This window comes from Streptomyces sp. NPDC057302 (assembly GCF_042667685.1).
Classification (GTDB): domain Bacteria; phylum Actinomycetota; class Actinomycetes; order Streptomycetales; family Streptomycetaceae; genus Streptomyces.
On record NZ_JBHUZJ010000063.1, the window covers coordinates 1 to 12,537 of the forward strand.

General features: G+C 70.5%; 10 protein-coding genes. 7 read left to right on the forward strand and 3 right to left on the reverse strand.

The genetic code is table 11. The annotated features are described in order from the left end of the window. Positions 1-421: 421 nt before the first annotated feature. The gene (locus ACFUPX_RS32415) at positions 422-871 is read left to right on the forward strand and encodes a PTS glucose transporter subunit IIA (protein ID WP_383330798.1); all 450 of its coding nucleotides are present in this window, start codon (positions 422-424) and stop codon (positions 869-871) included. A gap of 77 nt (positions 872-948) precedes the next feature. Next, positions 949-2,619: a phosphoenolpyruvate--protein phosphotransferase gene (gene ptsP / locus ACFUPX_RS32420; RefSeq protein WP_383330801.1), complete on the forward strand. Its 1,671-nt coding sequence runs from the start codon at positions 949-951 to the stop codon at positions 2,617-2,619. Between the two features lie 58 nt (positions 2,620-2,677). On the opposite strand, the gene ACFUPX_RS32425 is transcribed toward ptsP, so the two are convergent. Both ACFUPX_RS32425 and ACFUPX_RS32430 read right to left on the reverse strand, forming a co-directional pair. Then, positions 2,678-3,571 (reverse strand): hypothetical protein, encoded by an 894-nt coding sequence (locus ACFUPX_RS32425; RefSeq protein WP_383330804.1) that lies wholly within the window; start codon positions 3,569-3,571, stop codon positions 2,678-2,680. A 75-nt stretch (positions 3,572-3,646) separates the two neighbouring features. Continuing rightward, positions 3,647-5,629, reverse strand: a complete 1,983-nt coding sequence (locus ACFUPX_RS32430; RefSeq protein WP_383330807.1) for an acetoacetate--CoA ligase — start codon at positions 5,627-5,629, stop codon at positions 3,647-3,649. 215 nt (positions 5,630-5,844) lie between these two features. Between ACFUPX_RS32430 and ACFUPX_RS32435 the strand changes: the two genes are divergently transcribed. Beyond that, the gene (locus ACFUPX_RS32435; protein ID WP_383330810.1) at positions 5,845-8,250 is read left to right on the forward strand and encodes a glycoside hydrolase family 31 protein; all 2,406 of its coding nucleotides are present in this window, start codon (positions 5,845-5,847) and stop codon (positions 8,248-8,250) included. Here the strand turns inward: ACFUPX_RS32435 and ACFUPX_RS32440 are convergent. After that, positions 8,241-8,774 (reverse strand): NUDIX domain-containing protein, encoded by a 534-nt coding sequence (locus tag ACFUPX_RS32440; RefSeq protein WP_383330813.1) that lies wholly within the window; start codon positions 8,772-8,774, stop codon positions 8,241-8,243. The genes ACFUPX_RS32435 and ACFUPX_RS32440 overlap by 10 nt on opposite strands. Before the next feature lie 73 nt (positions 8,775-8,847). Between ACFUPX_RS32440 and ACFUPX_RS32445 the strand changes: the two genes are divergently transcribed. From ACFUPX_RS32445 to ACFUPX_RS32460, 4 genes are all read left to right on the forward strand, one after another. Beyond that, positions 8,848-9,654: a M15 family metallopeptidase gene (locus ACFUPX_RS32445; protein WP_383330816.1), complete on the forward strand. Its 807-nt coding sequence runs from the start codon at positions 8,848-8,850 to the stop codon at positions 9,652-9,654. A 102-nt stretch (positions 9,655-9,756) separates the two neighbouring features. Beyond that, on the forward strand, positions 9,757-10,200 hold the full coding sequence (locus ACFUPX_RS32450; protein ID WP_383330911.1) for a Zn-ribbon domain-containing OB-fold protein: 444 nt from the start codon (positions 9,757-9,759) through the stop codon (positions 10,198-10,200). Further along, a complete protein-coding gene (locus ACFUPX_RS32455) occupies positions 10,197-11,387 on the forward strand; it encodes a lipid-transfer protein (protein ID WP_383330819.1) in 1,191 nt (396 codons plus the stop codon). The genes ACFUPX_RS32450 and ACFUPX_RS32455 overlap by 4 nt, the downstream gene beginning before the upstream one ends. A 390-nt stretch (positions 11,388-11,777) precedes the next feature. Beyond that, complete coding sequence (locus ACFUPX_RS32460) at positions 11,778-12,533, forward strand: MIP/aquaporin family protein (protein WP_383330822.1); 756 nt, start codon at positions 11,778-11,780, stop codon at positions 12,531-12,533. Positions 12,534-12,537 lie beyond the last annotated feature (4 nt).

Consider the following 12,537-nt stretch of genomic DNA (forward strand, 5'->3'; position numbering starts at 1 on the left):
CATATCTGGCGTTGACTTTTGGCACGCTGTTGAGTTCTCAAGGAACGGACGCTTCCTTTGTACTCACCCTCTCGGGCTTTCCTCCGGGCGCTTCCTTCGTTGTGTTCCAAACTCTATCAGGTCTTTTTCGACTCCCTGACCACTCATCTGCGAGCACGCAGAAGCTGACCCAGGGATTAGGATCTGACTTGATAGATGCCGCCGAGTCCGGACGCTTGACCGCGTCGCTTGCCTCAGGCAGGAGACCGACTGTACATGGGGCGTTGGGCGGGCGCAAATCGTTTGTGCAGTGCCCCTACTCAGTCATCCGGGACCTCTCGCGCGGAACCGGGACTTTTTATGACTTACCCTTCTGAACAGTGCGTCGTCCAGGACAGGTAGTGACGACGGCTACGAATCTCCACCCCCTGGGAGGCTTGCCATGACCAGCGTGACGTCCCCGCTTGCCGGACGCGCCATTGGGCTCTCTGCAGTACCGGATCCCGTCTTCTCCGGCGCGATGGTCGGACCTGGCACCGCCATCGACCCCGTACGCGAGCCCTCCGAGGCTATCGCCCCCGTCGACGGCATCGTCGTCTCGCTCCACCCCCATGCCTTCGTCGTCGTGGACGACGAAGGACACGGTGTACTGACGCACTTGGGCATCGACACCGTCCAGCTCAACGGCGAGGGCTTCGAGCTGCTCGTCAACAAGGGGGACACCGTGCAGCGCGGCCAGTCCATCGTGCGCTGGGACCCGGCGGCCGTCGAGGCGGCCGGCAAGTCTCCGGTCTGCCCGATCGTGGCACTCGAGGCCACTGCCGAGTCCCTCTCCGGCCTCGTGGAGGATGGCGACGTAAAGGCTGGCGACGCTCTCTTCAGCTGGAAGTGACGTCATCGCCGTCCCTGACGGCAGCTAGGACATCCACCGCGGCGGCTGGGCCCGTCGCTCAATCGGAGACGGGTGAAATGGAGACAACGCTGCGAGGCGTCGGCGTGAGCCACGGGGTGGCGATCGGCGAAGTTCGGCACATGGGGACGGCGGTGCTCGAGCCGCCGGCCAAGCAGATTCCCGCGGAGGAAGCAGAGCGCGAACAGGGGCGCGCTCGCCAAGCGGTCGAAGCTGTGGCTGCCGATCTCAATGCGCGCGGCAATCTGGCGGGTGGCGAGGCACAGCACGTGCTCGAGGCGCAGGCCATGATCGCCCAGGACCCCGAGCTCATGGCCGACGTCGATCGACGCGTCACCGTCGGCAGTTCGGCGGAGCGCGCGATCTACGACGCGTTCTCCCACTACCGCGAGCTGCTCGCGGGCGCCGGCAAGTACATGGCCGGTCGCGTCGCCGACCTCGATGACGTGCGGAATCGTATCGTCGCCCGGCTTCTCGGCGTTCCGATGCCCGGTGTCCCGGACAGCGACGAGCCCTACGTCCTGATCGCGCGCGACCTCGCGCCGGCGGACACCGCTCTGCTCGACCCCGCGCTGGTGCTCGGTTTCGTCACCGAGGAGGGTGGGCCGACCAGTCACAGCGCGATCCTCGCGCGGGCGCTGGGTGTGCCCGCCATCGTCGCCCTGCCGGGTGCGGGTGAGCTGGCCGAGGGCACGGTTGTCGCCGTGGACGGCAGCACCGGTGAGATCTTCGTCGAGCCGAGTGCGGAGAAGCGTGCGCAGCTCGAGGCCTCGGCTGCCGCGCGCAAGGCGGCGCTCGCCGCTTCGACCGGTCCCGGTGCCACCTCGGACGGGCACAAGGTTCCGCTGCTCGCCAACGTCGGCGGTCCGGCGGACGTGCCGGCCGCGTTGGAGGCCGGGGCCGAGGGTGTCGGTCTCTTCCGCACCGAGTTCCTCTTCCTTGACGACAGCACCAAGGCGCCGTCGGAGGAGAAGCAGGTCGAGGCGTACCGCAAGGTGCTCGAGGCCTTCCCCGAGGGTCGCGTCGTCGTGCGGGTGCTGGACGCCGGTGCCGACAAGCCGCTCGACTTCCTGACGCCCGCCGACGAGCCGAACCCGGCGCTCGGCGTGCGCGGTCTTCGGTCGCTGCTGGAGCACCCCGATGTGCTGCGTACGCAGCTGACGGCGCTGGCCAAGGCCGTCGAAGGGCTGCCGGTCTACCTCGAGGTCATGGCGCCGATGGTCGCCGACCGCATCGACGCCAAGGCGTTCGCCGACGCGTGCCGCGAGGCGGGGCTGCAGGCCAAGTTCGGTGCCATGGTGGAGATTCCGTCGGCAGCGCTGCGGGCGCGCTCGATCCTCCAGGAGGTCGAGTTCCTCTCGCTGGGCACCAACGACCTCGCGCAGTACGCCTTTGCGGCCGACCGTCAGGTGGGCGCGGTGTCCCGGCTCCAGGACCCGTGGCAGCCCGCGCTGCTCGACCTGGTCGCGCTGTCCGCCGACGCGGCCAGGGCCGAGGGCAAGAGCTGTGGTGTGTGTGGCGAGGCGGCGTCCGACCCGCTGCTCGCGTGTGTGCTGACCGGTCTCGGCGTCACCTCCTTGTCGATGGGTGCGGCGTCCATTCCCTATGTGCGGGCGACGCTGGGCAAGTACACGCTGGCCCAGTGCGAGCGTGCGGCGGCTGCGGCGCGTGCCGCGGACAGCGCCGAGGAAGCCCGGAAGGCCGTGCAGGCGGTTCTGTCCGGCGAGTAGCCGGAACCAGGTGTGTGAGGGGCGCTCCATCCGTAACGGGTGGGGCGCCCCTCGGCGTTCAGTGCCGGTGTCCTCCTGCGGGCCCGTCGTCGCCGATGGCTGGTGCGGCGCAGTAGTCGACGCCGGATTCGGGTGCGACCAGGTCTCCTGACACCGCGTCGGTGCAGTAGGCGTCGAAGACTTCGGCCGCGGTGAGGGGTAGCAGTCGCTCGCCGTGCAGTCGCCAGCCCTGGACGCGGTCGGGCCTGCTGTCCTCGGTGGTGCGCATGACCAGGCCCGCGGCGCTGTGGGTGGCGATCCCGACCGCGAGGACCGTGGTGAACTCCAGGGCTTCGGTCTCGTCGAGTTCCGCGTGGCCTTCGTTGTCCTGTGCAGCGTGCAGTGCCGCGAGGAGTGTCTCGGGGGCGGCGGGCACGCTGCAGACGAGGTGGCGGGTGCCGGGGCCGGAGGTGTCGAGGAGCTGGACGACCAGGTCGGCGGCCCGGCTGAAGGCGGCGCGGCCGATGTCCTCGCCGCAGACCGCGCAGGCGCCGAGGCGGGCCAGGAGCATCGTCGCGTACTCCCAGGTGGCGCGGCGGACCGCTTCGTCGACCAGGTCGGGGAGCAGATCGGAGAGGGGCTGGCCGTCGTACGGCACGGTGGGTCCGGTGGCGGCCAGTTCCGCGGTGAAGCGGGTGCGGCTGGCCGGGGCGTCGGGGTCCAGGCCGGCCTCGGCGCAGTACTCCTCGTACTCCTCGGGGTCGAAGAGCGCGATGGTGGTGTGCCCGCCGTCGGACGCGAGGGACCTGAGGAGGCCTTCGGCCTGGCGGAGGTAGGTCTTGTGGTCGTCGAAGGTGAAGGTGCGGTAGCGGCGCATCGCCGCGAAGTCGTCCTCGTCGGCCAACAGGCCGATGGTTCCGGCGACTTCGCGGCGTAGTGCGCGTCGCATGGTGGTGTGCTGAGTGCGAGCCATGATTCCCCCTGCGGTCCGTCGATCAATGCTCACTCAGAGTAACTGGGGGCACTGACAACGGCGGCCGGGCGGGGATCAGGAGCGCTGGCGGGCCAGGTCCTCGTAGAAGCGGAGCAGGTCGAGGTTGTCCACCGATCCAGGGTTGACCGCCTTGTCCAGCGCGGTGCCTTGGAGCAGTCGCTTGACCGGGACCTCGATGCGCTTGCCGGTGAGGGTGTGCGGGATGGCGGGGACTTCGATGACCTCGTCGGGGACGTGGCGCGGGGACAGCTGGGCCCGGATCGTCTGCTTGATGCGGTCGCGCAGGCCGTCGTCGAGGGTGGCGCCGGGGGCGAGGTGGATGAAGAGGGGCATCCAGTAGCCGCCGTCGGGCTGTTCGACCCCGATGACGAGGGATTCGCGGATCTCGGGGAGCCGTTCGACGGCTTCGTAGATGTCGGCGGAGCCCATGCGTACGCCCTGGCGGTTGAGCGTGGAGTCGGAGCGGCCGTGGATGACGACCGAGCCGTGCGAGGTCACGGTGATCCAGTCGCCGTGGCGCCAGACGCCGGGGTAGGTGTCGAAGTAGCTGTCGTGGTAGCGGCTGCCGTCCGGGTCGTTCCAGAAGTGGATGGGCATGGACGGCATGGGGTTGGTGACCACGAGCTCGCCGACCTCGCCGATGAGGGGCTTGCCCTGGGGGTCCCAGGCTTGCAGGTCCGTGCCCAGTCCGGGGGCCTGGAGCTCGCCGATGTGGACGGGCAGGGTGGGCACGGCTCCGGCGAAGCAGGAGCAGACGTCCGTGCCGCCGCTGACGGAGGCCATCCACAGGCCGCCGGGGGTGTCCTCGAACTCGTCGTGCAGCCAGCGGAATCCGTCGGGCGGCAGCGGTGAGCCGGTGGTGGCGACGCACTTGACGGCCGAGAGGTCGAAGTCGCGGGCCGGGTGCACGTCCGCCTTGCGGCAGGCCATGACGTACGCCGCCGATGTGCCGAAGAGGGTGGCCTTCGTGCGTTCGGCGATGCGCCACTGGGCGCCGGTGTCGGGATAGCCGGGGCTGCCGTCGTAGAGGACGATCGTGGTGCCGGTGAGGAGACCGGAGACGAGGAAGTTCCACATCATCCAGCCGGTGGACGTGTACCAGAAGAAGCGGTCCTCGGGGCCCAGGTCGCAGTGCAGTCCGAGCTGCTTGAGGTGTTCGACCAGGATGCCGCCCTGCGACTGGACGATGGCCTTGGGCAGGCCGGTCGTGCCGGAGGAGTAGAGCACCCACAGGGGGTGGTCGAAGGGGACCGGTTCGAAGACGGGGGCCGTGTCCGCTGCGGTGAGGGCGTCCCATTCCAGGGCGCCCTCGGGGGCTTCGGTGCCGAGGAGCGGGATGTGGACGACGGCGCGCAGGGTGGGCAGTTCGCGGCGCAGTTCGGCGACGGCGTCGCGGCGGTCGTGTTCCTTGCCGCCGTAGCGGTAGCCGTCGACGGTGAAGAGGACGACCGGTTCGACCTGCTGGAAGCGGTCGAGGACGCTGCGGGCGCCGAAGTCGGGGGCGCAGGAGGTCCAGACGGCGCCGACGGCCGCAGTGGCCAGGAGGGCGACTACGGCCTGCGGGATGTTCGGGACGTAGCCGCTGACGCGGTCGCCGGGGCGCACGCCGAGTGTGCGCAGCTCCGCGGCAAGCGAGCCCACTTGGCGGCGCAGTTCGCCCCAGGTCACGGTGGTCGGCTCGTGGGTCTCGTCAACATGGAGGAGTGCCGGGTCGCCCGCGCGCGCGGGGTCCTCCGCGGCGCGCAGTGCGTGCTCGGCGTAGTTGAGCGTAGCTCCGGGGAACCATTCGGCGCCCGGCATCGAGCGGTCGCCCAGTACGCGCGCGTAGGGCGTCGAGAACCGCACGTCGAACCAGTCGGTGACCGATTTCCAGAACGTGTCCAGCTCGTCCACGGACCAGCGGTGCAGTGCCGCGTAGCCGCCGTCGGCGGGTGCTCCGTGGTGCTCTGCGGCCCACGCCTGGAACCGCGTGATCTGCGCGGCGGCGATCCGTTCCTGGTCGGGCTGCCAGAGCGGTGAGGGGTTCGCTGAGGACATGGGGCGGCTCCCGGGCTGTACGCGTCGTATGCGTGTGTGGTGCGCGCGTGCTGGTTTGTGCGCGCGACACGGCTGACAGGGACGATGCCACGTGATCGATTGCGGCACCAGGGTGTGCCTCACACAGTCGGCGTGGCGACTATGTGCCGTCACCCCAGGTGAACGGCAGTTGAACGATCCACACAGGCGGCTTCTTCGGTGGCAGGGTGAGCAGCATGAACGGTCGTGACCTGGTGCGTTCGATGAAGGCGGTCAGCTTGGTCGGTACGGCGCAGGGGTTGCGTGCGGTGCGGTCCTCTTGGCGTAGGCAGCGGGTGGACGCGGTCGGGCTCGCTCCCCGGGGCGTCGAGCGCGCGCGGGTGCCAGGGCCGGTGACGGGGGTGGAGCCGGGGCCGGGGGGCGGGGTGGTGCGGTTCGCCCGTTCCGAGCTGCGGGTGCGGGTCACGACGGGCGGGGCGATCTTCTGGGGCTGGGACGGTGCGGAGCCCGATCCTTCGTACGCGCTCGTCAGCGGGAGCCCCGAGGCGGATCCGCGGGCCGTCCTGGAACCGGACAAGGAGGGCGGCTGGCGTGTGGTGTCGGAGCGGGCGACGGTGGTCGTCTCGCGGCACGGCGCCGTGGAGCTGCGGACGCCCGGCGGTCTGATGCTCCGCCGAGATCTGCCGCCGCGCTGGTGGGAGCCGGTCGGCGGGGGCGCGGGGCACTGGCTGCAGCGCGCGCAAGTGGCGGCGGACGCGCGGTTCTTCGGGCTCGGGGGGCGCGCACGGGGGCCCCGGCTGCGGAACGGGACCTACCGCCTGTGGAACACGGATCCGGGGCGTTCGTTCGGGCCCAATGACGGCCCTTTGTACATCACCATGCCGGTGCAGCTGGTGGTGGCCGATGTCGGCTGTCATCTGGTGTTCCACGACAACACGTGGGACGGCAGCGTGGTGGTGCGCGAGGGCGAGGAGGGTGCGGGGTCCGGGCACGACAGGGCGGGTGCGTGCGAGGTGCGCATGGACGGTGGGCCGCTGCGGTGCTGGGTCATCGTGGGCACCCCCGCGCGCGTGCTGCACACCTGGGCCACGCTCACCGGGCCGCCCGCGCTGCCTCCTTCCTGGGCGCTGGGGCATCATCACGCGCGGTGGGGCTTCGGCGGTGAGCAAGAGGTGCGGCGGATCGTCGCGGGCTACCGGGAGCGGGGGCTGCCGCTGGACGCCGTCCATCTGGACATCGATCACTACGAAGCGCACCAGGTGTTCACCGTCGACAAGGAGACCTATCCTCACTTGCCCCAGCTGGCCGACGAGTTGCTCGGCGACGGCGTGCGGCTGGTGTCGATCGTGGATCCCGCGGTGAAGGCCGAGCCGGGCAACGAGGTCTACGACAGCGGCCGGGCGACGGACGCCTTCGTGCGGGATGCGGCGGGGCGGACGGTGCACGGGGTCGTCTGGCCGGGCGAGGCGGTGTACCCGGATTTCACGGACGCACGGGTGCGGGCGTGGTGGGGCGGCCTCTACAAGGAGCGGCTCGCCCAGGGGTTCGCGGGTTTCTGGCACGACATGAACGAGCCGGTGTCCTTCGCCGCCTTCGGGGAGCCGACGCTGCCCCGTTCCGCCCGGCACGCCCTGGAGGGGCGCGGCGGCGATCACCGTGAGGCGCACAACGTGTACGGCCTCGCCATGGCCCGCGCCGGGTACGAGGGGCTGAGCGAGCTGCATCCCCAGGAGCGGCCGTTCCTCTTCTCGCGCTCCGGGTGGGCGGGAATGCAGCGCTACGGAGGGACGTGGTCCGGGGATGTGGCCACGGGGTGGCCGGGCTTGCGGGCGTCCCTGTCGCTGGTCCTCGGCCTGGGGTTGTGCGGTGTGCCGTACTCGGGTCCTGATGTGGGCGGCTTCGACGGCAGCCCCTCGCCGGAGCTGTATCTGCGGTGGTTCCAGCTCGGGTCGTATCTGCCGCTGTTCCGTACGCACGCGGCGCTGCGGGCCGGGCGCAGGGAGCCCTGGGAGTTCGGTCCCGATGTGCTGGAGCACGCGCGCGTGGCGCTCGTCGAACGCCGGCGGCTGCTGCCGTACTTCGTGACGCTCGCGCATCTGGCGCGGCGTACGGGTACGCCGTATGTGCGGCCCTTGTGGTGGGGCAATCCGGAGGACCGTGCGCTGCGTGACTGCGAGGACGCGTTCCTGCTCGGGGACTGTCTGCTCGTGGCGCCCGTCTTCGAGCCGGGAGCCGTTCGCCGTACGGTGCAGCTGCCGCCGGGCCGTTGGTACGACACGGCGACCGGCAAGGCGTACGAGGGGCCAGCCCGTGTGCTCATCGAGGCGCCGCTGTCCCGGATCCCGGTGCTGGCGCGGGCCGGCGCGGTGTTACCGGTGCGGGGCGCCGACGGCGGGCTCGAGCTGGAGGTGTGGGCGCCTTCTCCGGGGCGCACGGGAGGCGGCCTGGTGGTCAGGGACGCGGGTGACGGGTGGGAGCAGCCGGAGATCGAGCGGTTCACCGCGCGCTGGGCCGGGGGGCGTGTGGTGGTCGAGCGGGACGGCCGGGACACCGAGGACGCCGGGCAGGCCGCGGGTGAGGCCGGGCTGCGGGTGACGGTGCGGGGGCTCGCCCGGCCTCAGATGGAGCGCCCTCAGATGTAGCGCCCTTCGAAGAAGCCGTGCACCGCCAGCGTGTGCAGGGGGAAGGCCAGTTCGGCCGGGCGGTACAGCAGGTGCCAGCCCTCGGTCTCGTCCGTGGCGGCGGGGTCCGGCAGCTCGGCCGCCGGACGGTCGGGGAGCAGACCGAAGAGCAGCAGGTATCCGTCGGGCGCGCTGAGCGCCTCCGCGAGGCGGACGTCGCGGGCGGCCGCGCTGATGCCGGTCTCTTCCTTGAGCTCGCGTACGACGGCGTCCCGCCAGTCCTCCCGGTCGTCGATGAACCCTCCGGGCAGGGCCACTCCCCCGCGCGCGGGGGCGATGGTCCGGGTCACGACGACCAGGGCGGTGCCCTTGGCGTCGTACACGGGCTGCACGGCGACCGCCACGGGCAGCGGATTGCGGTAGGCCACCGTGCCGCAGGCGGCGCAGGTGCGGGGCCAGGCGGAAAGGTGCTCCCCGTAGGGTGCTCCACAGCTCGAACAGTGGGAGCCGGGGGCGGGGTTGGCGTGGTGCTGGGATGCGGACACGCCGCGGACTGTATCCGATCACTCCGGTGACGGTCTTTCCCTCCGGGACCGGATCCTGATAGATGCAGGGGTCATGACAGGACTTGCCCCCGCTCTGCGGAATCTCGCCGTCGCCGCCACCGCTCTCGTGGCCGTGGCCGCCGCACCCGCGCCCGCCCATGCCGAGCCCGAGCCCAAGGCCCCCGAGGAGTTCGTCGCGTTGCGCGACGTCGACCCGACGATCATCCAGGAGATGCGCTACTTCACGCCGCACAACTTCGTGGGTGAGCCCGTCGACGGGTACAAGAAGCCGATGTGCATCCTCACGGAGCCCGCGGCGAAGGCGCTGCACAAGGCCCAGCGCGCCTTGTTGCGCAAGGGCTACTCCCTGAAGGTGTACGACTGTTACCGGCCGCAGCGTGCGGTCGACCAGTTCGTGCGCTGGGCCGAGGATCTCGGCGACGTACGCATGAAGCCGGAGTTCTATCCCCATGTCGACAAGTCGCGGTTGTTCGAGGACGGTTACATCGCGGCGAAGTCCGGGCACAGCCGCGGTTCGACGCTCGATCTGACGGTCGTGAAGCTGCCCGCGCTGCCGACGCGTCCGTACGTCCCCGGCGAGAAGCTCAAGCCCTGCTTCGGGCCCAAGGCCGAGCGGTTCCCGGACAACTCCGTGGACATGGGGACGGGATTCGACTGCTTCGACACCCTCTCCCACACGGACGATCCCCGGATCACCGGGAAGCAGCGCGCCAACCGCGATCTGCTGCGGGGCGCGCTGACCAAGGCCGGTTTCGTCAACCTTCCCGAGGAGTGGTGGCACTTCACGTACAAGCCCGAGCTCTTCCCCGACACCTTCTTCGACTTCCCCGTGTCGCGCCGATCGCTGGGCGGGAAGTAGCCGGTGCCGCGCTACTGACGCGATCCGGTTGCCCGTGGCACACTTCTGACGTTCCGTCAGATCCAGTGTCGTGGAGGAGCCTTGTCGCGTACGCGTACTCCCGTGGTGGCCGGATGGTTCGCCGGGGAGGGAGACAACTTCCGCCTTCTGGGCACGCGCTGCTCTGCCTGCGCCAGTGTCTTCTTCCCCCGCGAGGACGGCTTCTGCCGCAATCCCGGATGCTCGGGCGGTGACCTCGACGAGGTGCCGCTCTCCCCGCGCGGCCGTATCTGGTCGTACACGGACAGCCGCTACCGACCACCCGCGCCCTACGTGTCCGATCCGGAACTTCCCTGGCAGCCCTACGCGTTGATCGCAGTGGAGCTGGAAGCGGAGCGCATGGTGGTGCTCGGCCAGTCGGTTCCGGGGGTCACCACCGCCGACCTGGAGGTCGGCATGGAGGTGGAGGTCGTCCCGGGCGTGCTGGACGAGACCGACGGGAGCGACGGGGATCCGGCGACGACGTGGACGACGTGGCACTGGCGGCCTGTGGGGGTGGGCGCATGAGCAGCGAGGTGGCGGTGCTCGGTGCGGGCATGCACCCGTGGGGCAAGTGGGGCCGGAGCTTCATCGAGTACGGGACAGCGGCGGCCCGCGCGGCGCTCGCCGACGCCGGGGTGGACTGGCGCGACGTGGGCTCGATCGTCGGCGCGGACACGGTGCGCGGCGGGTATCCCGGGTACGTGGCCGGGGCGACCTTCGCCAAGGCGCTTGGCTGGCAGGGCGCGCGGGTCGCGAGCGTGTACGCGGCGTGCGCCTCCGGAGCACAGGCGATCAACACCGCACGTACGCAGATCCTCGCGGGCCTCGCCGACGTCGTCCTGGTGGTCGGGGCAGACGCCGCGCCCAAGGGGTTCTTCCGGCCCGCGGGAGGCGACCGGCACGACGACCCGGACTGGCTGCGCTTCCGCGTCCTGGGCGCCACCAACCCCACGTACTTCGGTCTGTACGCCCGCCGCAGGATGGCCGTGCACGGCGACACCCTGGAGGACTTCGCGCAGGTCAAGGTGAAGAACGCGGCATCGGGAGCGCTCAATCCGAACGCACGCTACCGAAAGCCCGTCACCGCCGACGAAGTGGCCGCGTCGGCCGTCGTCGCCGACCCCTTGCGGCTGCTCGACATCTGCGCGACCTCCGACGGCGCAGCCGCGCTCGTGCTCTGCAGCATGGAGTTCGCGCGGCGCCACGGCGCGACGGAGCCGGTGCGCATCCGCGCCGTGTCCACGGTGACGCCGACGTATCCGACCACCGCCCTCGACCTGCCCGACATCGCGACGGACTCCGCCGCGGCCGTGGCGCCGGCCGACGGGACGTTCCGCGCCTCCATCGCGCGTGCCGCGTACGAAGAGGCAGGCATCGGACCCGAAGAGCTCTCCTTCGCGGAGGTCTACGACCTCTCCACCGCGCTCGAGCTCCAGTGGTACGAGGACCTGGGACTCTGCGGCGAGGGAGAGGGGGCCAAACTGCTGCGGGAGGGGGCGACCTCCCCGGGCGGGCGCATACCGGTCAACCCCAGCGGCGGGCTCGCTTCCTTCGGGGAGGCCGTTCCGGCGCAGGCCATTGCCCAAGTGTGCGAGCTCACCTGGCAGTTGAGGGGTACGGCCGGGGCGCGTCAGGTGGCGGGGGCGCGCGCGGGGATCACCGCGAACCAAGGCCTCTTCGGGCACGGGTCGTCGGTCGTCGCCGTGCGCTGAGCGCCGGCACCAGGCCTCGGAGGCCGGCACGGGTGGCGACCGGGGGTGCGCCGCGGAGGAAGCGCTCACGCCGGTTAACCGTTGCCGTCCGCGACCTTGACGCTCCATCACCACCGGTGAACACTTCCGGTGTCAGTCGGCATCGCCGCACTTCGGCTCCGCGCCATTCAGGGCCCCTGTACGCGCGAAGGGTCTGCACGAAGGGCCTGTTCAGCGGGTCATCCCCCTCTGGGCGATTCGACTGCGACGGCACGCTCGCCATGGAAGCCGGGCGGGGCGCGGGACACCCCTGCCTTCGGCTGAAGTCGGGCGCAGCCAGGCAGTAGTCGTGGAACGCACCCAGCACGGAGTACCGGGGCCACCGCCCCGGGCGAGGCCCTAGGAGCCGCCATGTACTCGAATGGGGACATCTTCGTCGGTGAGATCATCGGCACCGCGATCCTGATTCTCTTCGGCGCCGGCGTATGCGCCGCCGTCACCTTGAACCATTCGAAGGCGAAAGCCTCCGGGTGGGTCGTCATCGCCTTCGGATGGGGCTTCGGTGTGCTCGCGGGCGCGTACACCGCGGGCCCCCTCTCCGGTGGTCACCTCAACCCGGCCGTCACGCTCGGCATCGCGATCGACACCGGCGAGTGGGGCAAGGTCTGGATCTACCTGCTCGGGCAGATGGTCGGCGCGATGCTCGGCGCCGTCCTCGCGTACCTCGTGTACTACGCGCAGTTCAACGCCAACGTCTCCGGGAGCGCCAAGGACAAGCTGACCAGCGCGCACGAGCCGACGCCGACGCTGGGCATCTTCTCGACCATCCCGGAGATCCGTAACCCGGTCGCCAACATCGTTACGGAGGTCATCGCGACCATCGCTCTGGTGCTGCCCATCCTGTCGTTCGGGCTCACCGAGGGACTCGGCGAGTCCGGTACGCAGACACTGATCGTGGCGTTCCTGGTCGTCGGCATCGGCCTCTCGCTCGGCGGGCCCACCGGCTATGCCATCAACCCGGCCCGTGACCTGGGCCCGCGCATCGTGCATACGTTCCTGCCGATCCCGAACAAGGGCACGTCCGACTGGAGTTACGCCTGGATCCCCGTGGCCGGGCCCCTGATCGGCGGAGCGCTCGCAGGCCTCATCTACAACGTAGCCTTCTGACTCA